The sequence below is a fragment of the Halorussus salilacus genome (assembly GCF_024138125.1).
Lineage (GTDB): Archaea > Halobacteriota > Halobacteria > Halobacteriales > Haladaptataceae > Halorussus > Halorussus salilacus.
The window spans coordinates 417,081-441,988 of the sequence record NZ_CP099993.1; the positions used below are offsets into that span (position 1 = coordinate 417,081).

General features: G+C 68.0%; 25 protein-coding genes, 1 tRNA gene and 1 pseudogene. 10 read left to right on the forward strand and 17 right to left on the reverse strand.

The window, feature by feature from the left end:
* Nucleotides 1-226: 226 nt before the first annotated feature.
* The 4 genes from NGM10_RS02090 to NGM10_RS02105 all read right to left on the reverse strand — a co-directional run bounded on the left by NGM10_RS02090 (nucleotide 227) and on the right by NGM10_RS02105 (nucleotide 3,220).
* Nucleotides 227-1,330: a tyrosine-type recombinase/integrase gene (locus NGM10_RS02090; RefSeq protein WP_253481298.1), complete on the reverse strand. Its 1,104-nt coding sequence runs from the start codon at nucleotides 1,328-1,330 to the stop codon at nucleotides 227-229.
* Nucleotides 1,331-1,495: 165 nt separating this feature from the next.
* A tRNA-Glu gene (locus NGM10_RS02095) sits at nucleotides 1,496-1,570 on the reverse strand.
* A 192-nt stretch (nucleotides 1,571-1,762) separates the two neighbouring features.
* Nucleotides 1,763-2,968, reverse strand: coding sequence for a helix-turn-helix transcriptional regulator (locus NGM10_RS02100; protein WP_253481300.1), 1,206 nt, complete (start codon nucleotides 2,966-2,968; stop codon nucleotides 1,763-1,765).
* Nucleotides 2,969-3,019: 51 nt separating this feature from the next.
* Nucleotides 3,020-3,220 carry a hypothetical protein gene (locus tag NGM10_RS02105; RefSeq protein ID WP_253481302.1) on the reverse strand — a complete coding sequence of 67 codons (201 nt, stop codon included), beginning with the start codon at nucleotides 3,218-3,220 and terminating at the stop codon, nucleotides 3,020-3,022.
* 117 nt (nucleotides 3,221-3,337) lie between these two features.
* Between NGM10_RS02105 and NGM10_RS02110 the strand changes: the two genes are divergently transcribed.
* On the forward strand, nucleotides 3,338-4,078 hold the full coding sequence (locus tag NGM10_RS02110; RefSeq protein WP_253481304.1) for an SDR family oxidoreductase: 741 nt from the start codon (nucleotides 3,338-3,340) through the stop codon (nucleotides 4,076-4,078).
* A 233-nt stretch (nucleotides 4,079-4,311) separates the two neighbouring features.
* Here the strand turns inward: NGM10_RS02110 and NGM10_RS02115 are convergent, their stop codons facing one another.
* Nucleotides 4,312-7,389 carry an FAD-binding and (Fe-S)-binding domain-containing protein gene (locus NGM10_RS02115; RefSeq protein ID WP_253481306.1) on the reverse strand — a complete coding sequence of 1,026 codons (3,078 nt, stop codon included), beginning with the start codon at nucleotides 7,387-7,389 and terminating at the stop codon, nucleotides 4,312-4,314.
* A gap of 345 nt (nucleotides 7,390-7,734) precedes the next feature.
* Nucleotides 7,735-8,718, reverse strand: coding sequence for a DMT family transporter (locus NGM10_RS02120; protein ID WP_253481307.1), 984 nt, complete (start codon nucleotides 8,716-8,718; stop codon nucleotides 7,735-7,737).
* A gap of 219 nt (nucleotides 8,719-8,937) precedes the next feature.
* Between NGM10_RS02120 and NGM10_RS02125 the strand changes: the two genes are divergently transcribed.
* Nucleotides 8,938-9,423 (forward strand): Lrp/AsnC family transcriptional regulator, encoded by a 486-nt coding sequence (locus NGM10_RS02125; protein WP_253481309.1) that lies wholly within the window; start codon nucleotides 8,938-8,940, stop codon nucleotides 9,421-9,423.
* 3 nt (nucleotides 9,424-9,426) lie between these two features.
* On the opposite strand, the gene NGM10_RS02130 is transcribed toward NGM10_RS02125, so the two are convergent.
* Together NGM10_RS02130 and thyX are read right to left on the reverse strand one after the other, a co-directional pair.
* Complete coding sequence (locus NGM10_RS02130) at nucleotides 9,427-10,482, reverse strand: hypothetical protein (RefSeq protein WP_253481311.1); 1,056 nt, start codon at nucleotides 10,480-10,482, stop codon at nucleotides 9,427-9,429.
* A gap of 17 nt (nucleotides 10,483-10,499) precedes the next feature.
* Complete coding sequence (thyX, locus tag NGM10_RS02135; protein ID WP_253481312.1) at nucleotides 10,500-11,243, reverse strand: FAD-dependent thymidylate synthase; 744 nt, start codon at nucleotides 11,241-11,243, stop codon at nucleotides 10,500-10,502.
* Nucleotides 11,244-11,344: 101 nt separating this feature from the next.
* Between thyX and NGM10_RS02140 the strand changes: the two genes are divergently transcribed.
* Entirely contained in the window at nucleotides 11,345-11,923 is a 579-nt protein-coding gene (locus NGM10_RS02140) for an MBL fold metallo-hydrolase (RefSeq protein ID WP_253481314.1), read from the forward strand.
* A gap of 47 nt (nucleotides 11,924-11,970) precedes the next feature.
* Nucleotides 11,971-12,513, forward strand: a complete 543-nt coding sequence (locus NGM10_RS02145; RefSeq protein ID WP_253481316.1) for a Rieske (2Fe-2S) protein — start codon at nucleotides 11,971-11,973, stop codon at nucleotides 12,511-12,513.
* Here NGM10_RS02145 and NGM10_RS02150 read toward each other — a convergent pair whose 3' ends face one another.
* Together NGM10_RS02150 and NGM10_RS02155 are read right to left on the reverse strand one after the other, a co-directional pair.
* Entirely contained in the window at nucleotides 12,514-13,371 is an 858-nt protein-coding gene (locus NGM10_RS02150) for an ATPase (protein WP_253481318.1), read from the reverse strand.
* Nucleotides 13,368-13,646 (reverse strand): DUF5827 family protein, encoded by a 279-nt coding sequence (locus tag NGM10_RS02155; protein WP_253481320.1) that lies wholly within the window; start codon nucleotides 13,644-13,646, stop codon nucleotides 13,368-13,370. Before NGM10_RS02155 ends, NGM10_RS02150 begins: the two co-directional genes overlap by 4 nt.
* A 140-nt stretch (nucleotides 13,647-13,786) precedes the next feature.
* Here NGM10_RS02155 and NGM10_RS02160 point away from each other — a divergent pair, with 140 nt between their 5' ends.
* Nucleotides 13,787-14,215, forward strand: coding sequence for a DUF7522 family protein (locus NGM10_RS02160; RefSeq protein WP_253481322.1), 429 nt, complete (start codon nucleotides 13,787-13,789; stop codon nucleotides 14,213-14,215).
* A 112-nt stretch (nucleotides 14,216-14,327) separates the two neighbouring features.
* On the opposite strand, the gene sod is transcribed toward NGM10_RS02160, so the two are convergent.
* Both sod and NGM10_RS02170 read right to left on the reverse strand, forming a co-directional pair.
* Entirely contained in the window at nucleotides 14,328-14,939 is a 612-nt protein-coding gene (gene sod / locus NGM10_RS02165) for a superoxide dismutase [Mn] (RefSeq protein ID WP_253481324.1), read from the reverse strand.
* Between the two features lie 192 nt (nucleotides 14,940-15,131).
* The gene (locus NGM10_RS02170) at nucleotides 15,132-15,764 is read right to left on the reverse strand and encodes a superoxide dismutase (protein WP_253481326.1); all 633 of its coding nucleotides are present in this window, start codon (nucleotides 15,762-15,764) and stop codon (nucleotides 15,132-15,134) included.
* Nucleotides 15,765-15,953: 189 nt separating this feature from the next.
* Here NGM10_RS02170 and NGM10_RS02175 point away from each other — a divergent pair, with 189 nt between their 5' ends.
* Nucleotides 15,954-16,436: a peroxiredoxin family protein gene (locus tag NGM10_RS02175; RefSeq protein WP_253481329.1), complete on the forward strand. Its 483-nt coding sequence runs from the start codon at nucleotides 15,954-15,956 to the stop codon at nucleotides 16,434-16,436.
* Between the two features lie 4 nt (nucleotides 16,437-16,440).
* Here the strand turns inward: NGM10_RS02175 and NGM10_RS02180 are convergent, their stop codons facing one another.
* Entirely contained in the window at nucleotides 16,441-17,874 is a 1,434-nt protein-coding gene (locus tag NGM10_RS02180) for a cryptochrome/photolyase family protein (RefSeq protein WP_253481332.1), read from the reverse strand.
* 113 nt (nucleotides 17,875-17,987) lie between these two features.
* On the opposite strand from NGM10_RS02180, the gene NGM10_RS02185 reads away from it, so the two are divergent.
* On the forward strand, nucleotides 17,988-18,404 hold the full coding sequence (locus NGM10_RS02185; protein WP_253481333.1) for a DUF8059 family membrane protein: 417 nt from the start codon (nucleotides 17,988-17,990) through the stop codon (nucleotides 18,402-18,404).
* A gap of 33 nt (nucleotides 18,405-18,437) precedes the next feature.
* Here the strand turns inward: NGM10_RS02185 and NGM10_RS02190 are convergent, their stop codons facing one another.
* Nucleotides 18,438-19,529: a putative sulfate/molybdate transporter gene (locus NGM10_RS02190; RefSeq protein WP_253481336.1), complete on the reverse strand. Its 1,092-nt coding sequence runs from the start codon at nucleotides 19,527-19,529 to the stop codon at nucleotides 18,438-18,440.
* Between the two features lie 166 nt (nucleotides 19,530-19,695).
* Between NGM10_RS02190 and NGM10_RS02195 the strand changes: the two genes are divergently transcribed.
* The 3 genes and pseudogenes from NGM10_RS02195 to NGM10_RS02205 form a co-directional block, all read left to right on the forward strand.
* Nucleotides 19,696-20,481: an SDR family NAD(P)-dependent oxidoreductase gene (locus NGM10_RS02195; protein WP_253481339.1), complete on the forward strand. Its 786-nt coding sequence runs from the start codon at nucleotides 19,696-19,698 to the stop codon at nucleotides 20,479-20,481.
* A gap of 147 nt (nucleotides 20,482-20,628) precedes the next feature.
* Entirely contained in the window at nucleotides 20,629-21,633 is a 1,005-nt protein-coding gene (locus NGM10_RS02200; protein WP_253481341.1) for a TIGR04024 family LLM class F420-dependent oxidoreductase, read from the forward strand.
* Between the two features lie 29 nt (nucleotides 21,634-21,662).
* Nucleotides 21,663-21,872, forward strand: a pseudogene (locus NGM10_RS02205) (HVO_2922 family protein); the annotation flags it as partial.
* A gap of 1 nt (nucleotide 21,873) precedes the next feature.
* On the opposite strand, the gene NGM10_RS02210 reads toward NGM10_RS02205, so the two are convergent.
* From NGM10_RS02210 to folP, 3 genes are all read right to left on the reverse strand, one after another.
* Nucleotides 21,874-22,881, reverse strand: a complete 1,008-nt coding sequence (locus NGM10_RS02210) for a DMT family transporter (protein ID WP_253481345.1) — start codon at nucleotides 22,879-22,881, stop codon at nucleotides 21,874-21,876.
* Nucleotides 22,882-22,973: 92 nt separating this feature from the next.
* On the reverse strand, nucleotides 22,974-23,660 hold the full coding sequence (locus tag NGM10_RS02215) for a 6-hydroxymethylpterin diphosphokinase MptE-like protein (protein ID WP_253481347.1): 687 nt from the start codon (nucleotides 23,658-23,660) through the stop codon (nucleotides 22,974-22,976).
* A gap of 106 nt (nucleotides 23,661-23,766) precedes the next feature.
* Nucleotides 23,767-24,903: a dihydropteroate synthase gene (folP, locus tag NGM10_RS02220; protein WP_253481349.1), complete on the reverse strand. Its 1,137-nt coding sequence runs from the start codon at nucleotides 24,901-24,903 to the stop codon at nucleotides 23,767-23,769.
* Nucleotides 24,904-24,908: the final 5 nt, after the last annotated feature.

Consider the following 24,908-nt stretch of genomic DNA (forward strand, 5'->3'; position numbering starts at 1 on the left):
ATACGCTCTGTATCTTACACGCCAGTGTTGTCGGTCGTTAAGGGTTTTGATAGAGTCGGATATCCACTGCTCACATCGCGGTATCAATACTGAGAGATCGGCTATGGTGCAGTGATTGCGTCTATTCCCTACGATGAGCGAGTCCAGTACCTCTCACACAAGCCCCGTTTTAGACACCTTGGTTGGCTAAAAAATCGTTCCAGTCAGTAGGCACCGACAGTGGTCATCATCCGAGTCGATCCAGCGCGTCCTGGCGATCTTCGACGGGCGCTTGGTCGTACTTCATCGTCGTCTCCGGACTCTTGTGCCGGAGTTGTGCCTGTGCTGCGGCCAGGTCCTCCTCCCGGGTCATATACGTGCCGGTCGAGTGCCGGATCGTGTACCAGCTCATCTGCCGGTGCTCGTAGTCGATGCCAGCAATATCGCACAGGTCGTGGAGCAACCGGCGGAGTGGCGTGGACCGGAATGGGTTCGCTTCTCGGGTCAGCCAGAGTTCATCACGCCCGTCGTACAGTTCGTAGTTCTGGCGCTGGTCCAGCCACCGGTCAAGTGCGTCGAGGGTTTTCGTACTGAGGCCGACCCGCCAGTGCCCCTCGTTTTTCGAGGATTCTTCTTTGGGAATCCGCAGGAGTCCGTTCTCAATGTCAACCCACGATGTGACGGCTCGTTTGACTTCGATAGGGCGGAGGCCTGCATCGAGACTGACCCCCACGAGGCTCGGGATGCGCCAGTTGTTCGCCCGCTCCCAATCGGCCGGTCCGACGTCTGCCTTCGGTTTGTGGAACTTTTGGGCGAGGTAGGCCGTCCACCGGTCACGTTCCTCGGGCGTGACGTTGTTGTAGTGTGGGATGCTCCCGTATTCTAACGATGCTTCCCGGATCTGCCGCCGCTCCGGTTTCGTGAGGTAGTCGCGCGGTGTCGTTGTCCCGCTGTTCGACGAAAAGCGGATGGCCGGGTCCCATTCGTCATCGCCCCGTTCATGGGCCCGCCATTTGAACAGCATCTTGACGGCCTTCTGGCAGCAGTCCCGGTGGGCATCACTGTAATCGGCCATCGCCAACTGTTGCATCCACTCGTCCGCGTGGTCGTGCGTGACCGTGGTCGTATACTGCTCGGTGGATTCCCAGACGAACCGGTAGAAGTGGTCCATCCGATAGCTCCGGGCCGTGACCGTGGTCGGCGCATACCCATCTGCCTGGTCGGGATCTTTGCCGAACGCCAACAACCAGCGGAGGCAGTCTTCGCGTTCGGCCCGGTAGTCGACGCGTTGGCGCGGGCCGAGCCGGTCTGCGGATGGCTGGGGAACGACCGGGAAGTCGCTCAGGTCCATTGCCGCGCCTCCCTGGGAACTATGCGAGTCGTCTTGCCCCGCGAAAACGCGAATCGCCGGACAGCGTGGGGGTATTCGACTATGCGAGTCGGGTTGCCTGTGGTGTCCATGGTTACGTTGGGTTAGGGCGACCCGGGAATCCGCAGGAAGGAAAGGGGATGGAAGTGCTCCGTCAGGGATTTGAACCCTGGTCCTTGCCGTGAGAGGGCAAGATGATTGGCCGGACTACACCAACGGAGCATTCCGTTCGTCGCGTCTGCACTCTCTCGTAGTGCCACGTTACGTTTAACAGTTGCGCTTTCGCCCCGCCGTGTGCCGGTTCCACACGTCGGGAGTCCGACCTGAACGGTTCACAAAACCGAAAGCCGGGATTGACGGCTCTCGATTGACAGACACTCCCCGTTACCGGTCAGACGCGGAATACGTGAACGGTCACTCTTCGAGAGGCGACCCGGCGGCGTCCGGTTCGTGGCCTTCGAGGCTGATGATGTTCTCGCGGCCGACCCGTAGCTTGCTGATCTCGCCTTCGTCTTCCATCTCCGAGAGGAGCATGCTCACCTTCGACTTCGACCACCCGGTCTCGTCGACGATGTTGACCTGCTTCATCCGGCCGCCGTTCTCGTCGAGCAACTTCTTCACGCGGGCCTCGTCGGTCAGTAGTTCCTCGTCGCTGACCGAGGGTTCCGGCGTTGCAGACTGGGCGCTCGCGGCGGCAGACCCGCCGCCACCGGGGTTGTCGTCGTCGGTCGCCAGCGACCCGAAGTCACCCTGTCGCCACGCGAACGCCGCCGCGAGGCCGAGCAGGACGAGGACGGCCGCGACGAACAGCATCAGCGGCGACGACCCGTTCCCGGAGGGCGCTTGGCCCGCGCTCGACGACGTGGTCGTCGCGTTGTCGGCACCGTCACCGCCTCCCTCGCGGGTCGTGGGCTCCTCGGTCGTGGTCTCCTCGGTCGTCGTCTGCTCTACCGGGTCGAACTTCACCCGCGGGCGCTGGTCGGTGAAGTCGCGTTCGCCCTGCCACGTTATCGACTCGCTGTCGGCCAGTCCGTCGCCGGAGGGCTCGTACCCCTCCGGGGACGCCGACGCGAATTGGAGGTTGGGTCCGGCGTGGATGACCAGCGACTGGTTCGGACCGAGGTAGAGACCGCCCTGAAACACGTCGCCGATGACGACGTCCTCGCCTTCGCCCGCCGCGAAGGCAGACCACTGGAACGACATCCTGACGACGCCGCGGTTCTCTTCGAGGATTCCGACGACTTCGGCCCTCTTCGAGAAACTCTCGGCCTTCATCGTCCGCCCGGTGGCGTTCTGTCCGGCGTCGGCCAACTCGTTCGCCTGCCGCTGGAAGCCCTCGTACAGGTCGGTCGAGTTGTTGTTGAACTCGTCGGCGAACTCCTCGAACTGCTGGCGCTCGGTGTCGTTCTCCAGGGTTCGCTGGTAGAGGAACGTCCACTCGGCGGTGCCGTTGTCGTAGACATCGATGTGAAACTCGACGCTATCGAAGTTCTCCGCAGCACCCAGCGTTTGTGGGGTCGCCTGTGGGCCGCGCATGGGCTGAGTGCCCGAAATCGCCGCCGTAGGCACCGCCCCGACGAGTAACACGACTACGAGGCCGACCGCCAGCAGCCGTCTCATGTACGTTATTCCTCCATTGCCCGGTATAAAAGACCTTTTGACGTGGGGCTGTCACCGCACCGCGGTTCCGGCCGACACGACCCGTGCTGGCGACCCCCACACCGTCGCGTGGTCGAGCGGATTCCCGTCGAGTACGACGAGGTCGGCCCGGTAGCCCTCGGCGACTCGGCCGACCTCGTCGCCCTCGATTGCCACGTCGGCTTCTCGTCGGCCGTCGGCGTCCACCACCGTCCCGCCGCGAAGTACGAGCATACCGAATCGATTGGTTCGGCGGGTCCTAAAGCCCCGGGTCGGGGATGTCCCCGCGAACCGAGCAAACGCGAGCGTTCCGGCGCAAGAACCAACTCGGTCGGCGTCGCAGGGTCGGCCATGGCAGACGACCCCCTCGACGGACGTGTGGCGCTGGTAACGGGCGCGAGTTCGGGCATCGGAGAGGCGACCGCGATGGCGCTGGCGCGCGACGGCGCCGACGTGGCGCTGGCGGCCCGCCGCGAGAAGCGCCTGCGCGAAGTCGCGGCGCGGATTCGCGAGGAGCACGGCGCGCAGACGCTCCCGGTCAGGACAAACGTCCGCGACGAGGACTCGGTGGTCGAGATGGTCGAGACCACCGTCGCGGAGTTCGGCCGACTCGACTGTCTGGTCAACAACGCGGGACTCGCCCGCGGGGAGTCGGTCGAAGAGATGAGCGCCGACCAGTTCCGGACGATGATGGAGACCAACGTCGACGGCGTGTTCTTCGCCACCCGGGAGGCCATCCCGCACCTCCGCGAGCGCGACGGTCACCTCATCTTCGTCGGGAGCTTCGCCGGGCAGTACCCCCGACCGTTCAACCCGGTCTACGCCGCCTCGAAGTGGTGGGTCCGGGGGTTCGCCCACAGCGTCGAGGGGAACGTCGGGGAAGAAGGCGTGGCCGTGACGGTCGTCAACCCCTCGGAGGTCCGGACCGAGTTCGGGGCGGCCTACGGCGAGTCGTTCGAAGAGCGCTTCGAGGAGGGCGAGGTGACCGAACCCGAGGAGGTCGCCGAGGCCATCGCGTTCGCGGCCCGGCAGGAGGGCTCGACGGTGAGCGAACTCGACCTCTACCGGCGCGATAAATTCAGTGGGTTCTGAGCGATTCTGTCGGGTTTACGAAGTGGGTGTGCGTGGCTGAGTCGAGAACGCCTCGAAAGCCCCCGCCCGCTCGACCCTCCGGGCCTCGTTGCGCTCCTCGGTCACTTCGCTCCCTGCGGTGCTTACTTCGTCCGGGAGGGACCGAGCGGGCGGCCCCTTTCAGTCCCACCCGCGATTGGTGTCACCGGCCGAACCTCGTCGACCGACCCGCTATCGCGTGACGGATACTCCCCTCAATCGAGCGCCTCGGCCACCTTCTCGATGGGATGGTGTGGCTCCTCGTCGCTCTCGTCCCGGTCGCCGAGTTGGCCCCGGCAGGACGCGCCGGGCGCGACCACCTGCTTGCCCGGACTCGCCTCGACCTGCTCGAACAGAATCTCGCCGATGGCCCTGCTCATCGAGTAGTGTTCGGCCTCGTAGCCGAAGCTCCCGGCCATCCCGCAACACCCCGAGTCGAGCGCGTCGACCTCGTAGCCCGCCTCCCGGAGGACCGCCGCGGCGTGGGCGTCCTTCTTGGTCGCCTTCTGGTGGCAGTGGCCGTGGTAGGTCAGCGCCTCGTCTGGCGCGTCGAAGGCGAGGTCGCCGGTCAGGTCGAGCGCGTCGAGGTACTCCATGATTCCGTAGGTGTTGGCGGCGACACGTTCGACTTCGGTGCCTGAGACCCCGGCGTCGCCCGCGGGCGGTTCCGGGACGCCCCGCGTCCCGGAACCGCCGAGCAGGTCGAGATAGTCCGACTGGAGCATCACGGCGTCGGAGGGTTCGACCACGACCACGTCCCAGCCGTCCCGCACTCTCGGCGCGAGCGCCGCGACGTTGGTCGCGGCGCGCTCGCGCGCCACGTCGAGAAAGCCCTTCGAGAGCGCGGGCCGCCCGCTGGCGGTCACGTCGTCGGGAACCCGGACGTGGACCCCCGCGGCTTCGAGGACGCGGACCGCCGCCCTCCCCGCGTCGGGGTGGTTGTAGTTGGTGTAGGCGTCCGGAAAGAGCGCGACCGTCCGCGCGGCGTCGGACTCGGGGACGCGGGACCCGCCCCGCGACTCGAACCAGTCCTCGAAGCTCTCGCGGTGGAAGGTCGGGAGGCTCCGCTCGCGGGCGATACCGAGGGCCTTCTCCATCGCGGTCCGCGCGCCCGGGAGCCCGCTCGCCCAGTTCGAGAGGGGCGCGAGCGCCGACCCGACCGTCGAGAGCGCCTCGACGTTGGCGAACAGTCGGTCTCGGAGGCTCGCGCCGTGTCGCCGGTGGTACTCGTGTTCGACCTCGGCCTTGAGCTTCGCCATGTCGACCTCGCTCGGACAGTCGCGGGCACAGCCCTTGCAACCGATACAGAGGTCCAGCACCTCGGCCATGAACTCCACGTCGGTGGCGTCACTGTCGAGGTCTCCGCTCATCGCCTGCCGGAGCAGGTTCGCCCGGCCTCGCGTCGCGGTTATCTCCTCGTCGGCGGCCCGGTAGGTCGGACACATCACCCCGCCGGTCGTCTCCTGCCCGCCGCGACAGCCGCCACAGCCGTGACAGAGCTCGACCATCCCCTGAAAGCCGTTCTCGTTCTCCCAGTTCAGTTCGGGCGCAAAGCCCGCCGAGAACTCGTAATCGGGGTCGAACCGGAGGTTCTCGGTCATGGCCGCGTCCCCGCAGACCTGCCCGGGGTTCAGGAGCCAGTCGGGGTCGAACGCGGTCTTCAAATCGCGAAAGACGTTCCAGACGCGCTCGCCGTACAGTTTGCGGTTCCACTGGGTCCGGGCGCGGCCGTCGCCGTGTTCGCCCGAGACGCTCCCCCCGTACTCGACCACGAGGTCGGTCACGGCGTCGGCGATGGCCTCCATCTGGTTCACCCCCACCGGGCTCTTGGTGTTGACGAGGGGTCGGACGTGGAGACATCCCGGTCCGGCGTGGGCGTAGAAGCTGGCGTAGGTGTCGTTGTCCGCCAGCACCTCCCGGAAGTCGGCGACGTAGTCGGGGAGGTTCTCGGGCGGGACCGCGGCGTCCTCGATGAACGAGATGTGCTTTGCGTCGGACGTGCGCGACAGCAGGATGGGAAGCCCGGACTTCCGGAGCTTCCAGAACCGGGCGCGCTCGGCCTCGTCGTGGGCCTCCAGCGCGGCGAAGGCGCGCGCTCCGTCTCTGTCCGCGAGGAGCGCTTCGACCTTCTCGCGGCCCTCCTCGTCGTCCTCGGCGTAGAACTCCACGAGCAGGACCGAGTCGGTGCCCTCGGGCAACATTCCGACCACGTCTTCGAACTCCTCGGTGTCGCGCGCGAGGTCGACCAGCACGTCGTCGAGCACCTCGACCGCGGAGGGGTCGTGGTCGAGGATGGGGGCCACGTCGGCCATCGCGTCGAGCAGGTCGTCGTACGCGAGCAGCGCCATCGACTCGGTCTCGGGAATCGGCTCCAACCCCACCTCGGCCTCGGTCACGATGGCGAGGGTGCCCTCGCTCCCCGCGAGCAGGCGCGCGAGGTTGACGGTGCCCGAGTCGCTCGCGGTTTCGCTTCTGGCGGTTTCACCGCTCGCGCGCGAGGCGCGCCGCGCCTCGCGCGCTTCCTCGACGAGTCTGTCGAGGTTGTACCCCGAGACGTTGCGTTTGAGCTGGGGGTACGCCTGCTCGATGGCCTCGCTCTCCTCGTCGAGAATCCGGACGACCTCGGCGTAGATGCGCGCTTCGAGGTCCCCATCGGGGTCGGCGCGCTCGCGGAGTTCTCCGAGCGACATCTCGCCGAAGGTCGTCACGGTCCCGTCGGCGAGGACGACCTCGCACTCCTCGACGTAGGCGTCGGTCTTGCCGTACTTCAGGGAGTGCGAGCCGGTGGAGTTGTTGCCGATAGCGCCCCCGAGCGCCGACTTGTCGCCCCACGCGGGGTCGGGCGCGAACTTCAGGCCGTGGGGTTCGAGTTCCGCGTTCAGGTCGGCCAGCACCGCCCCGGGCTGGGCGCGGGCGGTCCGTCCCTCGGGGTCCACGTCGAGGACGGCGTCCATGTGGCGGGTGAAGTCGAGCACGACCGCCTCGTTGACCGCCTGCCCCGCGAGGCTGGTGCCGCCGCCCCGCGGGAGGACGGGAATCTCGCGGTCGGCGCAGTAGCCCATCACCGCCGACACGTCGGCGGTCGAGGTCGGGAAGACCGCGCCGATGGGCGTCACCTCGTAGGCGCTGGCGTCGGTCGCGTAGAGCTGTCGGGAGTAGCTGTCGAATCGGACCTCGCCGTCCACGAGCGACTGCAGGTCGGAGACGAGCCCCGGGCGCGCCGTGTCGTCGGACCCGTAGTCGTAGTCGGCGCGGGCGTCCCGCCGCGGTCCGTCGGCGTCGCGCGTAGCCATACCACCGCATTCGCACGGAGGGCCGAAAAGGGGTCGGTTCCGTCAAAATGCTCGGTACATCGGTCGGGGGGTCTCCACCGACCCGCCACGAACTGTGTCCGGAGTTCGTCGCTTGCCGTGCGTGCGAACAGACGAACGGTTCCGATTCGAGGGTTCGGTGGACTGGAGACTAGCACTCAACAGAGGAGAGCCACGGACCTCCCCAACCGACTCCTTCGCTCGCTCCCGGCGGTCGCTCGCTCAGTCATCCCTCGCGCGGATGATGGGCGCGGCGCAACACAGCCGCGCCGCGCCAGCGCGCGCCGAGTGGATGGTGCGGCTTCGCGTTCCTTCGAGGTGGCCCCATCAGTCGTCTGCGGGACCGACATCACCGGACCACGCCTCCTCCCCCGCATCGTCGCCGCACGACCGCAGTCCCGCGACGACCCCGGCGAGCGCGCGGCGCTTGACCAGCGCGAACCCGAGGAAGATGATCCCGAACCCGGCGACGGTCCCGGCGTCGATGAGGTCGCCGAGCAGGAGCCAACCGAACGTTGCCGCCGTGACGGGTTCGAGGTAGCCCACGAGGTTGAGCTGGGTCGGACCCACCCGGTCGAGCAGGAGGAAGTAGACGCCGAACGCGACCACGCCCGACAACAGCGTGAGGTAGACCAGCGACCACGCCGCGGTGGGCGTCCACGAGACGGTCGCCATCGACTCGCCTCGGAGCGCGCCGACCGCCAGTAGCGCCCCCGCACCACCGACCATCGCCCAGCCCTGCATCGCCGCGAGCGGGAGGTCAGACCGGAACGGCCGGGTGAGGACGCCTCCCAGCGCGAACGAGGCGGTCGCCAGCAGGACGAGTCCGACGCCGACCGCGCTCGTCGAGAGCGCGGTCGCGGGGTCGAACCCGGCGACGATTCCGACGCCGAGGACGCCGAGCGCGAACCCGGTCGCCTGGACGCCGGTGAGGCGCTCGTCGAGCAGGACTGCCGCGAACGCCACGGTCAGGACGGGCGTGAGGCTGACCACGACCGCCGCGATGGCTCCCGAGACGTACTGCTCGCCGAGGTAGAGGAACGCGTGGTGGCCAGCGATGATGAACGCGCCCACTATCCCGACCGTGAGCCACTCGTCGCGGCCCGCGGGCCGCCAGCGGTCGGCCGCGACCACGGCGTATCCGAGGATGGCCGCTCCGGCAATCGCGTACCGCAGGCCAGCGAACAGCAACGGCGGGAAGTGATGGAGGCCGACCTCGATGGCGACGAACGAGCCGCCCCAGAGGATTGCAAGCAGTACGAACAACACCGGCGTTCGAGAGATGAAATCTCGGATTCTCCCCGAAATCATGATTCTGTTCCAATCGAAGCCACCCGTGGTTGTTAAACCTTTCTACAAAGAACGAAGTTATAGTTGCTATCCATTCAGATTCGGCGGCAGTTTTTGACTCCTTCCCGCGACAGCCGTCCGTGAGACCGCGGACGGTAGACGGTCTCGGACGACGGCGGACCCCAGCACCCCAAGTCAAACGCCGGTGATTAATTAGTCGGGACGCGAAACGCAACCGACATGGACGAGCGCGACGTCACGATCCTGAAGGCCATCGCCGACCTCGGCACCGGAAGCCCCGAGAAGCTGAGCGAGGAGACCGACATCCCCGTCTCGACCATCCACTACCGGGTGAACAATCTCCGCGAGGAGGGCGTCATCGAGAACGACCTCTACGACCTCGACCTCGAAAAAGCGGGCCTCGGTGTCACTGTCCTCGTGGAGGTGCTCGCCGACTACGAGGGCCCCTACGAGGAGTTCGGCGACAGACTCCTCGAAGTCGAGGGCGTCACGCAGGCGTACTTCACCATGGGCGAGACCGACTTCATCGTCATCGCTCGCCTGCCGAACAGCGACGCGGTCGAGCGCCTCATCAGCGAGTTCGAGGCCATCGAGGGCGTCGAGCGCACCAACTCGACGTTCGTCATCTCGGCGCTCCGGGACGGCGAGCGACCCCTCCGGAGTTACGGACTGGAGACGCTGGTCGAGGAACTGGCCGAGGAGTAGCATTCAGTTCGGCGTCTCGTCTAAACGGGAGCGCGTGACGGGAACGTCTACTCCGTGGTCCTGAAGGGTGAGTTCGACCAACGTCCGGAACGACTCGGAGGTGCCGGGAGCGAGGACCACTCCCGTCACGAGTCGCTCCGTATCGACCGGGACGTACTGCCCCGATTCGGCGACGTGCATCTCCTCGCCGGTGAGCAATCCGTGGAGTTGAACCGAATCGTATCCCTCGACCTCGGGCGTCAGGGCGGCGTCGTCTTCGAACACCGCTCGGAATTCACGCTCGTCTTCGAACGCGTTCCGCTTGTGAAAGTACCGCGAATAGGAGAACGTACTCCCGGGTATCGCGTCCTCGTCGTAATCGAGGTACTCTACCGCGCCGACTTGGAGCTTGGAGAGCCCGTCGTACATCCGCGCCTGTCGCTCGGCCCGTTCCGGGCCTCTCGACCGGACGTACTCTCGATAGAGCTCCACGTATCCGTCCGAAACGTCCATCTCGACGGCCGCTCGAAAGTCGCCGACCGTCGTCTCGACTGCGACTCCGTACTCGTCGCCGATGTAAGCGTTCCAGAAGACCGCGGATTCGTCCTCGCCCAGACGCCAGCAGTTGATGTACGTCCTGTCGTCGCGCCGTTTCCGCATCCGCTCGTTGTGCTCGGTCTCCGTGGAATCGCGGCCGGACCAGCGCTTCACCGCATCGCGCAAGTCCGCGTTCGGTTTCGGCAACGTCGCCTCGAACTGGTCGGAGAACCCGTCGATTCGGGAGAACCACAGTCCCGACGCTTCGAGAAGCGACCAGAAGCGGTCGACGCTGAGATATCGCCGAATCACCGCGTCGTCCGGGGGTACCTCCGGGTCCCACTCGGAGTGAATCGTGAGGCGGCCGCGGTGAGCGTCGAGGTCGTTTCGGGCCGCGAACACCGCGTTCTCTGCCGTGTCGTTTTTGGGGAACGCACGCCGGAGCAAGTCGCGGTCTTGCTCGTCGAGGAGTTCGTCCGCGATAAATCGACCGTACGACCGCTTTAGCGTTCGTTCGAGTTCCGCTTCGGCTTGGTCGTCCATGAATTACGGAAGCCAGCTCAGGGTGCCAGCCGGTTCTTCCGGTTCTTCATATTCTCGTTATAGTATTTGAAGGTGAGCGGACACCACTCTTCTGCGAAGTCGAGAACGGTTTCGGTTAGCTCACGGATCTCCCACTGGGCGTCGGCCGCCGCGCGCATGTCGGCGACGTGCATGAGCATTCGCAGATTCATCGACATCACCATGTTGACTTTGGTTCCGATGGGAAGGACGAATCGGGCGTCTTCCGGCGGGACGCCGAGGTCGAGGAGTTGCTGATACGCATCGACCGATTCGGTGACGGACGCTTCGAACACTCTCCGGCGTTTCTCGACCGTTTCCTCATCGACTGCACCGCCCTTCTGGTTTCGACCGATCCAGTCCGGGTCGTTCACCGAGTGCGGTATCACGACCATCTCGCCATCGCCCACATCGTCCGGATCGACGTCGTCGAACGAGACGTACCGCATGCTCTGGACGTCGAAACTGACGTGCCTGTGTCTGGTGATCTGAGCCATACAGGAGCGACTGATCCCTTTGACGGCGAAGACGGCCTTGGGATGTTCGAACGGACCGAAGTGACCGTGTTTGAGGAGGTGACTGATGAGCGTGTACTGTTTCTCCTCGATGGTATCGCCCTCTACCGTCTCCATGATCTCCTCGAAGCCCTTCTCACCCACCCAGTCACTCATGTAGTCGTTCCGCGCCGCAGTACAGATCGCCTCTTCCGGGTCTTCCGTGGATTTGAGCAGTGTGACTTCCATAATCTGACTCCCGCGGTCGTCGTGGTAGTTACGAGAACTGGTCCTTCCCTGTTTCGGTCGCCAACGATACTCACAAACCACCTCCCCTCTTACCACCGCGCATGATAACCAACGTCGCGCGCGGCGTGCAGGCGTTCACGAGCAACGCCTTCCTCGTGGAGGGCGACCGGACCGTGCTGGTCGATACCGGAGCGAACTTCGACGCGGAACCCCGAATCCGCGAGCGAGACGCCGACCTCGATGCAGTAATCCTGACTCACACTCACCCGGACCACGTCGGGAATCTTGAGGCGGTCAAAGAGGCCTTCGGCGTCGAGGCGTGGGGTTTCGACACCGGCCAACCCGGCGTGGACCACGCCATCGCAGACGGGGAGACCGTTCGAATCGGCGGCGACTCCTACACCGCACTCCACACCCCCGGCCACAAGGACGACCACCTCTGCTTCCACTCGTCGGGGGCTGGCGTCCTGTTCGCGGGCGACCTCGTCTTCCAGAACGGGAGCTTCGGCCGGACCGACCTCGAAGAGGGCGACCGCGGGAAGCTGATAGAGAGCATCGACCGCGTGCGCGAGCGGGTGGACGAACACCTCGCGGAGATGCACACCGGCCACGGCCCGAGCGTGACCACGAACCCCTACCACGACATCGAGTTGGCGGGGCGGGCCGCCCGGATGGGGTAGGCCGACCCGTCGAAAGGATTTACTTTTCGCCCGCCACCATTTCGGCCGTGACAGGGAGAACGCGACTCACGACGGTCGAGACGGTCAGGGAGAACCGCTCGTGGCTGTTCACGGTCCGCGACCCGTACGGCGAACCCGACGAGGTCATCCTCGTCCCCTGCGAGAACGGGGAGGACGAGGGAGGCGAGGAGGACGAGGGAGGCGAGGAGGACGAGGGAAGCGAGGAGGACGAGGGAGGCGAAGGGAACGAACGAAGCGGGGAGAACGCCGCGGTCGAGGCGTGGGTGAACCGATGCACCCACGAGGCCCAGCGCCTCGACCGCGGGTTCGGCGCGGCGATGCGCGACGGCCGGATAATCTGTCCGAAACACGGGTCGATGTTCGACGCGTGTTCGGGCTACTGCGACAACGGAGACGCCGCCGACACGACGCTGGTCTCGGTCGACGTCGCGGTCGAGGACGGCGAGGTGTATCTCACTGACGGCGGCTACGACTTCCTCCACGAGGGCGGCATCGAGGACGGCGACGGCGGGGACGAGGGCGATGACGGTGAGGACATGCCCGGCTCAACGTCCCACATCGGATTCTGACTATCCGTCGGCGACCCCGAGCAGGGCGTCGTAGGCGTCGGCGTAGGCCCGCGCGACCGCGGCGGGGTCGCCGCGGTCACGACCAGCGAGCGCGGGCAGGCCGACCGTGGCCTTCGGGTCGGCGAGGTCGGTCACGTCGCCGGTGTGGACCTCCAGTTCGCCCTCGCGGGGGCTCCGTCCGGCGACCTCGCAGGCCTTCAGGAAGCGGTCGCCGTCGTAGGCGGCCATTCGGCCGGGTTCGACCACCGCGACCGCGTCGAACGCGAGGTCCCGAATCGGGAGCGCCACGTCGGCGTACGACTCCACGACCGCGGTCTCGGTCTCGCGGATGCGGTCGGCGAGGCCGTCGAGCATCGGGAGGTGGAGCTGGCGCGTCACCTCGTCGAGTTCCTCGACGGTCGAGACCGTCGGGGCGTCGGCGAGCGGGAGGTTCTCGCGCGCCGACTCGGGCACGTCGGCGGTGGCGTTCACGACGAACGACTCGCCGACCCTGTCGAGGACGAACTCCCGGTGGGCTACGCCGACGAGTCCGGTGTCGGGCCCGGGCGAGGGCCGCCAGAGGCGGTGGATGGGGTTGCAGTCCTCGGGCGCGAACGCGTCCGCGTCGTCGGGTCGCGCCCGGTCGCTCGCGGAGGCCAGCGCCGCGGCGCTGGCCTCCGCGAGCCGTCTGGCGTCCTTGCCGTACAGCCGCCCGTCGCCGACCGCCCGGCGGTAGTCGTCGTGGTCGAACCAGAAGTCGTTGCCAGCGCGGGGTTTGAACCCCACCGCGCCGCGGTCGTCGAGGGAGTCCAGCAGGCCCGTGGTGAACGTCGTCTTCCCGGCGTCGACGCGGTCGCCGCCGACGACGAGGACCCTCATCGCTCGCCGTCGGTCTTCAGGCCGTAGTAGCCGGGTTCCTCGTCGCTCTCGGGCTCGGCGACGACGAGGTCCTCGGCGTTGAACACCACCCACGGGATGGCCCAGTCGAGCAGGATGTCTTCCGTCTCGCGGTCCAGCTCGGCGTCGGCCTCGACGCCCTGGAGGAGGCGAGCTATCTCGTAGACGGTGTACATCCGGTCGTCGTCGAGCAGTTCGTCGGGTTCGTAGAAGTCGCAGGGGTACAGCTGGTCGAAGTCCGACTTGGGTCGGGGCATGGCGGGGGCTACGCCAGACGCCCGGGTAAATCGTTCGTCTCACGGCCGGTACCCCCTCTGGTCGTCGGCCGCCGGAACCGTGCGGAACGGGCCGAATCGTTCCTAATTTTTATGTTATTCCTTGCTAGATATCATACGACATGGGAGCAGACGCTGGCGAGCGCCGGTCCGGAAAGGCCGCGCTGGTCGAGACCGTCGAGGCGTTCGGGGACGAGGCCCTCCGCGACGTGTGGCTGTTCGACGAGACGGGCCACGAGGCGATGTTCGTCCGAGACGACGTGGCGGCCAAGATCGGCGAGATAGACGTCGACCGGTTCGTCGACAACGAGCGGTACGGCTACGTCACCCGCGACACCTACGACGACCTCTACTACGCCGACTACGAGTACACGGTCCGCGGATTCGACGGCTTCGAGAAGTTCCGGACGTTCCTCTCGGACGCCGACCGGAAGATTGGAGTGTTCGCGAGCTTCGACCGGCGAGAGGGCGGCTACGACTTCGGCGCGCTGTACGAGGAACTGACCGCGGTCGTCGACGACCACCCCGTCGACTCGTTCGCACCGGAGTGAACAGCGGGACGAAGTCGCGACTGGCGGCGTTCGAACGCCGCCAGTCGCGGCTATCGGGGTCGGGCCGAAAAAAAAAATCGGGTTCGGTACTCGACGCGACGACGGCGTCGTCTTACTCGTGGTTGCCGACGGTCTTCTCGTACTGCTCGGCGACGTTGTCCCAGTCGACGACCTCGAAGAAGTTGTCGACGAAGTCGCCGCGGTCGGGACCGTAGTCGTAGTAGTAGGAGTGCTCCCACACGTCGAGCGCGAGGATGGGGTGTGCGCCCCAGAGCGCGCCGTTGTCGTGCTTGTCGACCGCGACGTTACGGAGCTGCTTGGCGACGGGGTCGTAGACCAGAAGCGCCCAGCCACCGGCGGCGCTCGCGGCGGCCTCGAACTCGCCCTTCCAGCCCTCGTAGGAGCCGAAGTCCTCCTCGATGCGCTCGCGGAGGTCGCCCTCGGGTTCGCCGCCGCCGTTCGGGTCCATGTTCTCCCAGAACAGCGTGTGCAGGTAGTGACCCGAGCCGTTGTGGGTCACGTCGCCGAGCGCGCCCGCGGTGCCGGAGTAGTCGCCGCTCTCGCGGTTCTCGGCCAGCGTCTGCTCGGCGCTGTCGAGCCCGTTGACGTAGCCCTGATGGTGGGTGTCGTGGTGCCACGTCAGCACCTGCTCGGAGATGTGGGGTTCGAGGGCGTCGTAGTCGTACGGGAGCGGTGGCAGTTCGGGTTCGGATCGCTCGGACATGAATGATTCCTCCGTTTGTCATATGTCACTTGTCGGTATTAAAGGTTGAGAAGGCGTTTGGTAACACGGAACGCGGTGCGTGCTAAACGAGTGCTTCGGGGCCGCTACCCGCGCTTCAGGTGACGGGTGGTGAAATCGATTACAGTAAGAGAAGTGGTATTTACGTGGTCGCCCGCCGACCCCCGAGCGCCGTCAGTGGGTCCCGGTGTCCACCGGAATCGCGTCGGCCTGCTGGGCCTGCTGGTAGCGCTGTTCCACGTCGGCCCAGCTCACCACGTCCCAGAAGCTCTCGACGTACTCGCCGCGGTTGTTCTCGTACTGGAGGTAGTAGGCGTGCTCCCACACGTCGAGCACGAGCAGGGGCGTCGCGCCCTGCGGGTGCTGGTTCTGGTGGTTCTCCGCGGCCGCGACCATCGGCTTGTCGGCGACGTGGTCGTAGACGAACATCCCCCACCCGGACCCCTCGGCGTTCTTCGCGGCGGCCTCGAAGTCCTGCCGGAAGCCGTCGAAGCCCCCGAAGTGCTCGTCGAGCGCGTCGGCGAGGTCGCCGCCGGGTTCGCCGCCGCCGTCCGGGTGCATGTTCTGCCAGAAGACGGTGTGGTTGACGTGGCCCGAGAGATTGAACGCGAGGCTCCGCTTGACCGCGCGCACGTCGCCGAAGTCGCCGGACCCCCGCATCTCCTCCAGCTGGTCGAGCGCGGCGTTCGCGCCGTCGACGTACCCCTGATGGTGCTTGTCGTGGTGCAGTTCCATGATGCGCTCGTCGATGACCGGTTCCAGCGCGTCGTAGTCGTACGGCAGTTCCGGTAGCTCGTAAGTGGTCATTCTGTCTCCCCCGTTCGTCCCCCAACGGCCACTCGGTTAAGTGTTAAGCGAGTGGTCGAGAGCGCGTCAGGTCGCCCTCGCCCCGGAACGCGCGGGGCGTCGCGGTCGGCGGCCGTTCTCACGTCGGCGGTCGCGACCGTTCTCGCCCCGGCCGCAAGTCGCTTTGAAGCGGGGGCCCTCCGTCCGCCCATGTCACTCGAAGGCGAAACCGCACCGGAGTTCGCGCTCGAAAGCACGTCGGGCGGCGAGGTGTCGCTCGAAGACACACTCGACTCCGGGCCGACGGTCGTGCTGGTCAACCGCGGTCACTGGTGTAGCTTCTGCGCCGAACAGCTCGCGACGTTCAGCCGGGTGTTCGAGGACCTCCGGTTCAACGACGGCGTCGACGTTCTCCCGGTCGTGACGAGCGAACTGCCGAAACTGGTCGAGATGCGCGACCGGTTCGATTACGACTTCCAACTGCTCGCCGACCCCGACGGCGAGGTCGCAGAGCGCTACAGCGGCACCGAGGAGACCAGCCACGGCCTGACCGGCGTTGCGGGGACGTACGTCGTCGACACCGACGGGGTCGTCCGGTACGAACAGGTCGCCGACCGGCCCGACGACCGGACCTACGGCAACTGGGTCCGGTACTTCATTCGCAACGACTTCGAGGACCCCTTCGGGGAGTAGAATCTCAGTCGTCGCCGCGCGCCTTCTCGAACATCGCGATGGCCTGCTCGCGGCGCTCGGCGTGGTCCACGACGGGCGCGGGGTAGTCGGGCGCGAGTTCGGCGCGCTCGTCGTCGCTCAGTTCGTGCCACGCGTGAATCTTCTCGGCGGGCACGTCCCGGAGTTCGGGGACGTACTCCCGGACGAACTCGGCGTCGGGGTCGTAGCGCTCGCCCTGCGTCATCGGATTGAACACCCGGAAGTACGGCTGGGCGTCCATTCCGGTCGAGGCAGCCCACTGCCAGCCGCCCGCGTCGTTCCCGGGGTCGTGGTCGACGAGTCTCCGGCGGAACCAGTCGTAGCCCGCCCGCCAGTCGACCATGAGGTCCTTCGTGAGGAACGAGGCGACCACCATCCGCAGGCGGTTGTGCATCCACGCCTCCTCGCGGAGCTGGCGCATCCCGGCGTCGACGATTGGGTAGCCGGTCCGACCCTCCTTCCACGCCCGGAGCCCCTTCGGGTCCTCGCGCCACTCGACGGCGTTCTCGTAGCCGCGGTAGTCGCTCGCCACCACGTCGGGGCGGGCGGCGAGGACGTGGGCGTAGAACTCCCGCCACGCGAGCTGGCGCTGGTACTCGCCGACGGAGGCGGCCTCGCTCCCCTCCTCGTCGGGGCTCCCGTCGGCCCGGGCCATCGCGTCCTCGGTCGCCCGCCAGACCTCCCGGATTCCGACGGTCCCGTACTTGAGGTGGACCGACAGCCGCGAGGTCCCCTCTCGCGCGGGGTAGTCGCGGTCCTCGGCGTACCGGAAGACCGCGTCCCCGCAGAACGCCCGGAGTCGGTCGCGGGCCGACTCGGTGCCGACCGCCGGAACCTCGGCCTCGGGCGCGTCGAATCCGAGGTCGTCGAGCGTCGGGAGGTCCCCGGCGTCGGAGTCGCCCGCGGCCGGGTCCGTGACGGACCCGGCCGCGGGCGCGTCGAGGGGGTCGTCCTTCTCGCGGTCGCGCCACTTCTTCCAGAAGTACGAGAACACCGAGTAGTGCTCGCCCGCGTTCGTCCGGATGGAGCCGGGTTCGTGGAGGAGTTCGTCGTGATAGACCGCCCGCGAGACCCCGGCGTCGTCGAGCGCGAGGCGAACTTCGGCGTCCCGGTCGCGCGCCAGCCCCGAGTAGTCGCGGTTCCACGAGACCGCCTCCGCGCCGTATTCGTCGGCGACCCGGGGGAGTTCCTCACGGGGGTCGCCCCGGACGACCAGCAGGTCGCCGCCCAGTTCGCGGTAGTTCGCGCGGAGCGATTCGAGCGCGTCGAGCAGGGCGGCCGCGCGGGGCGGCGACGCGTGGTCGAGAATCCCGGGGTCGAGGACGAAGACCGGCAGGACCGAGTCGGCCTCCCGGGCGGTCTCCGCGAGACCGCGGTTGTCGGCGGCCCGGAGGTCCCGGCGGTGCCAGTGAAGATGCATGCGTGGAACGTCGGACCGCCGGATTGTCAAACGCGGTGGTCCGAACGCGGTTCCCACGGGAATGATGGGAATCCGGTAATTTTAACGCGGGGGACTGTCTCGAATCGTGTCGTATGACACGAGTTCTCAAAACGTCCGGGTTCCTCGGACTCGCGGCGATGATGGTCGTCGGACTGTACCAGAACGTGTTGCTGGCGTCGGGGCAGGCCGCCCCCGCCTGGATGATCGGCGGGCACGCCCACCTCGGCGTGCTGTCCATCCTCGCGATAGTGATGGGATTCGCGGTGGACGCGCTCGGCGTCGTCGGCCGGATTCGGTCGGCGGTCACGGGCCTCTACGTCGTCGGCCAGTGGTTCCTCCCGCTGACGGTGTGGCTCGCGGGCGGGTTCGGCCTCGGATTCCTCCACCCGACCGCGTTCGTCTGGGGCCTGTGTCTCATCGTCGCGATGCTCCTGATGGCGTACCGAACCGCCACCGCGAGCGCCGACGCGGGCGGGCAGGCGCGAGCGAGCGCGCTGGCCGACGACTGACTCGTCCGGATTCGGTCCCGGCGAGACACCGATTCACGCCGCCGACCCCCCAACTCGCGAGCGTAGCGCCGAGACCGCGATGCCCGCGAAGAACGCGAACCCAACGTTCGTGAGGAGGCCGAGGACGCCGATACCCACCGTCAGGCCCACCGAGTCGGTCCGGAGGCTCGTCCGGGCCAACTGGGCCGCCACGAGGACGAGCACCACGCCGAGCGCCGCGAGGGGGAACGCGGCGACCAGTCCGGCCGCGCCGAGCGCCGCCCCGGCGTAGAGGACGCCCAGCACGACGTTCGACCCCGCGGTCCGCGCTCCGAAGGCGTACTTCCCGGCGACCCCGCCGCTCCCGTGACACATCGGGAACGCGCCGAGCGGGACCGCGACGAGGTTCATCGCGCCCATGCTGGCCGAGAGCTCGTCGGGCGAGACCTCGGCGTCGAAGAGGTCCGACAGCAGGAGCGAGGTCGCGACCGCGGCGTTGCCCACGGTCATCGCGAGCTGTGCGGCCGTCGCTGAGAGCGCATCGGCGGTCGGCGCGACCGCGACCCCGACCCAGAGGTCGGGAACCGCGAGGCCCGGTAGCCCGGTCTCGGCCCCGGCGAGGCCGACCCCGAGCGCGAGCACCGCGAGCGCGCTCGCCCGGGGGTAGCCGACAGCGGCGACCGCGACGCCGACGGCCGCGGCCCCGAGCGCGACCGCCGGGTCGGCCGCGCCGAGTTCGACCCCGGTCCGGGCGAGGACCAGCGCGACCGCCAACTGGACGCCCCGGATGACGGCGTCGTCGATGCGGTCGGCGAGCGCGCCGAGCGCGCCGACCGCCCCGAGCGCGAGCAGGACGCCTCCCGCGAGCGTCCCCGCGAGGGCGAGTTCCGCGACCGACAGCGACCCCGCGATGACCAGCGCGGCGAGCGCCTTCATCGGCTCGACCGAGACGGGGTGGCCGTACCACAGCCCCCAGACGACCTGAAAGACGCCGAACCACAGCAGGAGCAGGGGGAGCCCGAGGTCGGTGAGCGCGGCGACCGCGACCACGACCGGGAGGACCGTGACCGAGTCGCCGACCGCGCCGGTCACCTCGTCGAGAGAGAACGCCAGTCCCCGCTCCGCGCGACCGACAGAGAGGTCCATGTCGCGCAGGAGGAACGTAATCGGTATAGATTTAACGAGAAACCGAATTCCGGTAAATAGCGGAGAAATGTAACTGATTTCGGTTCCACGATGTCGCGGGAAACCCCGTGGAACCCACCCGCGGTTTCCCACCAGTTTTGTAGCTCGGGGTCGTCGTCGGCCCACGATGACGAATCCGACCCACGACCGGTTCTCGGTCGCCGACCGGACCGCAATCGTCACGGGCGCGAGCTCGGGCATCGGGCGGGCCATCGCCGAGGAGTTCGCGGCCGACGGCGCGAACGTGGTGGTCTGCTCGCGCGAGCAGGGGAACGTCGACCCCGTCGCGGAGGGAATCCGCGAGGGCGTCGCCGACGGCGACGCCCTCGCGGTGGAGTGCGACGTGACCGACCGCGACGCCGTCTCGGCGCTCGTCGACGCGACGGTCGAGGAGTTCGGCGGCCTCGACGTGCTGGTCAACAATGCGGGCGCGAGCTTCGTGGCGAACTTCGATGACATCAGCCCGAACGGCTGGGCGAAGATTCTCGACATCAACCTCACCGGGACCTACAACTGCACGCAGGTCGCGGGCGAGCACCTCAAGGACGGCGGCGGGAGCGTCGTCAACCTCGCGAGCGTGGCGGGCCAGCAGGGCGCGCCCTACATGAGCCACTACGGCGCGGCCAAGGCCGCGGTCGTCAACCTCACCCGGTCGCTGGCCTTTGAATGGGCCAGCGACGGCGTCCGGGTCAACTGCATCGCGCCGGGGTTCGTCGCCACCCCCGGACTGGAGAGCCAGATGGGAATCTCGGCCGACGACGTGGCGCGCGAGGAGGTAGAGCGCCGGGTCGGCGTCAGCGAGGAGATCGCCGACGTGGCCCGGTTCCTCGCGAGTCCGGCCTCGTCGTTCGTCGTGGGTGAGACCGTGACCGCGGCGGGCGTCCCGGACGTGCTGGAGTCGCCCGAGGTGTGATCAGAGGTCCCGCGGTCGCCCGGGTGGCCGACCCGCGGAGCCTACCCCCGGCGAGCACCCGGGTTCCCAACGCCACACCGAATCAACTCCGTTCCCCATCCGCGCGGTTGGCGGGGAACTATGGTGGCGGCCTCCGTGGTCCCGGCCATGACCGACCGAACCGTTCACCTGCCCGTCTCGGCACAGCCGACCGTTGCGGACATCGTCGGCTTCGCACAGCGCGCCGAAGACCGGGGCTACCGGCGCGCGTGGCTCCCCGAGACGTGGGGTCGCGACGCCGCGACCGTCCTCTCGGCCGTCGCCGAGCGCACCGACGACATCGGCATCGGGCCGTCGATACTCAACGTCTACTCCCGGTCTCCGGCGCTCGTGGGCCAGACCGCCGCGACCCTCCAGGAGCTCTCGGAGGGCCGCCTCCGAATCGCGCTCGGTCCCTCGGGTCCCGCGGTGATTCAGGGCTGGCACGGCGCGGAGTTCGAACGACCCCTCCGGCGGACCCGCGAGTACATCGACGTGGTCCGGGCGGTCCTCTCGGGCGAGACGGTCGACTACGACGGCGACATCTTCACCCTCGGCGGATTCCGCCTGCGATGCGACCCGCCCGAGACCCCCGTGCCAATCGACGCCGCCGGGATGGGACCGAAGTCGGTCGAACTCGCCGGGCGGTTCGCCGACGGGTGGCACGCGCTGATGCTCACGCCCGAGGGAATCCGGGACCGACTGGACGACCTCCGGCGCGGCGCGGAACTCGGCGGTCGGGACCCCGACGACGTGCGGGTCACCCTCTCGCTGACCTGCGCAGTCTCGGAGGACGGCGAGCGCGCTCGCGAACTCGCACGCCAACACCTCTCGTTTTACGTCGGCGCGATGGGCACCTTCTACCGGGACGCGCTGGCCCGGCAGGGCTACGAGGAGACCGCCCACGAGATCGCGGCGGCGTGGGGCAACGGCGACCAAGCGGCCGCGCTGGCGGCGGTCGGCGACGACCTGCTCGACGACCTCGGCGCGGTCGGCACGCCCGAGGCGGCCCGCGAGCGGCTCGCGGCGTTCGAGCGAATCGAGGGCGTCGACCGGGTCGCGGTGTCGTTCCCGCGCGGGGCGGAGCGCGGCGAGGTCGAGGCGACCATCGACGCGCTCGCGCCCGACGCCTGACCCGGCGAGGATTTTTGTCCCCCCGCTGAGCACCAACGCGTGGAGGACCAACCGTGAGCAAAGCGACCTTCGAACTGTACGAGGACAGGAGCGACGAGTGGCGGTGGCGACTCGTCCACGACAACGGCAACGTCATCGCCGACTCGGGCGAGGGGTACGCCTCGAAGCAGAAGGCCCGGCAGGGCATCGAGAGCGTCAAGTCGAACGCCCCGGAGGCGGCGGTCGAGGCGCTGGAGTGACTTACTCCACGTCGCGGTAGTAGACGTTTCCGCGGACCATCACCGTACCGCCGCCCGACGAATACGAGTCGGGTGTCGGCCGGTCGGGGGTCGGGGTCGCCGCGCGCCGGAGGGCGTCCCACTTGACCGCGAGGAAGCCCGCGAGGATGACCAGAAAGCCCGCGACGGTGGTCCCCTCGACGGTGCCACCGAGCGCGGCCCACTCGCCGAGCGCGGCGAACATCGGCACGGCGTAGTTGACCAGCGACACCTCGTTGGGTCCGACCCGCCGCATCAGGGTGAAGTACGCGAGCAGGCCGCCGACGCTCGCGGCCACCGCGAGGTAGACCAGCGCCGCGACGGTCGCGGGCGTCACGGCCGACAGCGACGCCGACTCGCCGACCGGACCGGCCGCGAGCGCGTGGAGCGCGAGCGCGCCCACGACCATCATCCACGCCTGCATCGGGACCAGCGGGAGGTCGGCGTCCCAGCGCTCGGTCAGCACCGACCCGAGCGCGAAACTCGCGGCCGACAGCAGGAGGAGGACGACCCCCATCGCGTTCGCGCCGCCGCCACCGGGGTCGGGCCGCGCGACGACAGCGACCCCCAGCAGGCCCAAGACGATGCCGACCGCGCCGGTCCGGTCGAGGCGCTCGTCGGGCAGGAGGACCAGCGCGAACAGGGGCATCAGCACGGGGGTCGTGCTCATCACCACGGAGGCGATGCTCCCCGAGACGTACCCCTGTCCGACGAACAGCAGAGCGAAGTGGAGGCCGACGACGAGGAGGCCGCCGACGCCGACCAGTCGCCACTCCCGGAACCCACGGGGCCGCCAGCGGTCGCCGCGCCGGAGCGCGGCGACCGCGGCGTACGCCAGCAGGAGCGCCCCCGCGAGGTCGTACCGGAGCGCCGCGAACGTCACGGGCGGGAGCGCGCGCAGACCAACGTCTATCGCGGGGTACGCGGTCCCCCACACCGCGGCGAGCGCGAGGAACAGCAGACCGTCTCGGTACTCGGAGAAGTCTTTCAAATCCAAGATCATCGATTTAGTTCGGATAAAAATCCCTAATATCTCGATATTCTTGAACCTGTCTATAACACAACTGGCGTGCGACGGACTGTCTAGCGAGGGAATCCGCTCACGTCCAACTCCGCGCGCCGCCCGTCGAGCACCGCGAACGCCTCGCCGCGTCGGACCTCCAGCCACCGGAGGAGTCGCTCGGCCCACCGGAGCTTGCGGGCCTTCTCGGGGGTCACGTCCGGGTCGTCGAAGTCCCACCCGACGAAGACGAGTTCGGCCGCGCCGAGGTGGTCGGCGAGGAACGCCGCCCGGTCGCCGTCGGTGAAGCCCCCGAAGTTCCGGACGTGGGCGACCGGTTCGGACTGCGTGGTCGCGAGCACCCACTCGGCGTCGAACCGCGGGACCCACTCGCGGACCGCGGGGACGTTGTCGCCGTGGGCGTGGGCCGCGACCGGGGTCCCCTCGTCGGTCAGGTCGCGGGCGGTCTCGGGGTTCTTGTCGAGGTCGGTCACCATGCAGTCGACCGCGATACCCGCCTCGCGGAGGGTATCGGCCGCGGTCGAGGCCGCGAACACCGCGTCGGCTCTCCGGGCGCGGTCGAGGTCGTCGGCGAGCGACGGTCCCGCCCCCGCAATCGCGACCCGCTTCCCGGCGGCGTCGAGTCGATTGCAGTCGAACGGCCGAGTGAGGTCGGCGAGGGCGTCTCTGGCCGCCTCGTCGCCCGACTCGTCGTACCCGAAGTCGTCCAGTATCTCCCGATAGACGGGGCTCCACGTCTCGTAGTTCATGGTCAGGAATCGTCCGAGCCGGAAGTTCGCTTGCAAGTACCCCTACCCGCGAGCGCCCTTCCGGCTTCCCATCGGGAATTGTTCTCGCCTCGGTATAAGTTTTCTCTTAGCGTTCTCGCTCGCTGACTGCATCCAGAACCGCGTCGAGACGGGGCGAGGCGTCCGAAAACCCCGATTCGAGCCGCGCGAGTGCGGCGGGCGACCCCGCGAGCAGGCTCGCCGACTCGCCGGGCGCGAAGGCCGCCCCAGCGTCGCTCGCGGCCGACGCGAGCACTTGCCGGTCGCGTTCGTCGAGTCCGGTCAGTTCGAACGCCCGGACCGTCGCCTCCTCGGCCAGCGAGCCCTCGGCCCCGATTCGGTCGAGGTGGCGGGCCGCCTCCCGGGTCGTGGTCACGTCGAGTTCCTCGACGCCGAGTTCCTCCTCCAAGGTGCGTTCGCGGGCGAACGCCGCACCTATCTTCGCGGCGTCGGCGGTCTCGGCCACGTCGTGGGTCCGGACGACGTGCGCGCCGCGCTCGACCGCCATCGCGGTCGCCGCGAGCGAGACGGGCAGGGCCTCCTCGGTCGACCGGCCCGCGATGTCCCGGAGGAAGTTCTTGCGGTTGATGGAGACGAGGATGGGCCGACCCAGCCCCCGGAACTCCCGGAGCCTGCGGAACGTCTCGCGGTCGTCTTCGAGGGTCTTTTTCTCGGACCACCCGCCGAACGCGGGGTCCACGATGGTCTTGTCCGTCAGGCCCTCGCGCTTCAGGGCGTCGTAGATGTCGTCCGGCCGCTCTATCGCGCCGGGACGTTCGAGGTCGGGCGGACTCGCCATCTTGACCACCGCGGCGTCGTGGGCCTCACAGACCGCGGGCATCTCCGGGTCGGCGAACCCGCAGATGTCGTTGACCATGTCGAACCCCCGCGAGAGGGCTTCGTCCGCGACTTCCGCGTACCGGGTCTCGATGGAGAAGACGGCGTCGCCCGAGACGCTCTCGATGGCCGCTATCGCGGTGTCGAGCCGGTCGAGTTCCTGTTCCGCGGAGAGGACCTCGAAGCGCTTGTTCGCGGATTCGAGGCCCACGTCCACGATGTCTGCGCCCTCGTCGACGAGCTCGGAATCGACGTACTCGGCCGCCTCCCCCGGGTCGTCGTAGACGCTGGGGTCGTAGGGGGACTCCTCGCTGACGTTCAACACCCCCATGATTCGCGGCGGGTGGTCGTCGCCGATGCCCAACCCCGCGGCGGTGACGTTCTGCATGTGGG

Bases quoted from the DNA above. Each gene is read 5' to 3' on its own strand.
- NGM10_RS02090 (WP_253481298.1), bottom strand. From the start codon at position 1,330: ATGGACCTGAGCGACTTCCCGGTCGTTCCCCAGCCATCCGCAGACCGG.
- NGM10_RS02100 (WP_253481300.1), bottom strand. From the start codon at position 2,968: ATGAGACGGCTGCTGGCGGTCGGCCTCGTAGTCGTGTTACTCGTCGGG.
- NGM10_RS02105 (WP_253481302.1), bottom strand. From the start codon at position 3,220: ATGCTCGTACTTCGCGGCGGGACGGTGGTGGACGCCGACGGCCGACGA.
- NGM10_RS02110 (WP_253481304.1), top strand. From the start codon at position 3,338: ATGGCAGACGACCCCCTCGACGGACGTGTGGCGCTGGTAACGGGCGCG.
- NGM10_RS02115 (WP_253481306.1), bottom strand. From the start codon at position 7,389: ATGGCTACGCGCGACGCCGACGGACCGCGGCGGGACGCCCGCGCCGAC.
- NGM10_RS02120 (WP_253481307.1), bottom strand. From the start codon at position 8,718: ATGATTTCGGGGAGAATCCGAGATTTCATCTCTCGAACGCCGGTGTTG.
- NGM10_RS02125 (WP_253481309.1), top strand. From the start codon at position 8,938: ATGGACGAGCGCGACGTCACGATCCTGAAGGCCATCGCCGACCTCGGC.
- NGM10_RS02130 (WP_253481311.1), bottom strand. From the start codon at position 10,482: ATGGACGACCAAGCCGAAGCGGAACTCGAACGAACGCTAAAGCGGTCG.
- thyX (WP_253481312.1), bottom strand. From the start codon at position 11,243: ATGGAAGTCACACTGCTCAAATCCACGGAAGACCCGGAAGAGGCGATC.
- NGM10_RS02140 (WP_253481314.1), top strand. From the start codon at position 11,345: ATGATAACCAACGTCGCGCGCGGCGTGCAGGCGTTCACGAGCAACGCC.
- NGM10_RS02150 (WP_253481318.1), bottom strand. From the start codon at position 13,371: ATGAGGGTCCTCGTCGTCGGCGGCGACCGCGTCGACGCCGGGAAGACG.
- NGM10_RS02155 (WP_253481320.1), bottom strand. From the start codon at position 13,646: ATGCCCCGACCCAAGTCGGACTTCGACCAGCTGTACCCCTGCGACTTC.
- NGM10_RS02160 (WP_253481322.1), top strand. From the start codon at position 13,787: ATGGGAGCAGACGCTGGCGAGCGCCGGTCCGGAAAGGCCGCGCTGGTC.
- sod (WP_253481324.1), bottom strand. From the start codon at position 14,939: ATGTCCGAGCGATCCGAACCCGAACTGCCACCGCTCCCGTACGACTAC.
- NGM10_RS02170 (WP_253481326.1), bottom strand. From the start codon at position 15,764: ATGACCACTTACGAGCTACCGGAACTGCCGTACGACTACGACGCGCTG.
- NGM10_RS02175 (WP_253481329.1), top strand. From the start codon at position 15,954: ATGTCACTCGAAGGCGAAACCGCACCGGAGTTCGCGCTCGAAAGCACG.
- NGM10_RS02180 (WP_253481332.1), bottom strand. From the start codon at position 17,874: ATGCATCTTCACTGGCACCGCCGGGACCTCCGGGCCGCCGACAACCGC.
- NGM10_RS02185 (WP_253481333.1), top strand. From the start codon at position 17,988: ATGACACGAGTTCTCAAAACGTCCGGGTTCCTCGGACTCGCGGCGATG.
- NGM10_RS02190 (WP_253481336.1), bottom strand. From the start codon at position 19,529: ATGGACCTCTCTGTCGGTCGCGCGGAGCGGGGACTGGCGTTCTCTCTC.
- NGM10_RS02195 (WP_253481339.1), top strand. From the start codon at position 19,696: ATGACGAATCCGACCCACGACCGGTTCTCGGTCGCCGACCGGACCGCA.
- NGM10_RS02200 (WP_253481341.1), top strand. From the start codon at position 20,629: ATGACCGACCGAACCGTTCACCTGCCCGTCTCGGCACAGCCGACCGTT.
- NGM10_RS02215 (WP_253481347.1), bottom strand. From the start codon at position 23,660: ATGAACTACGAGACGTGGAGCCCCGTCTATCGGGAGATACTGGACGAC.
- folP (WP_253481349.1), bottom strand. From the start codon at position 24,903: ATGCAGAACGTCACCGCCGCGGGGTTGGGCATCGGCGACGACCACCCG.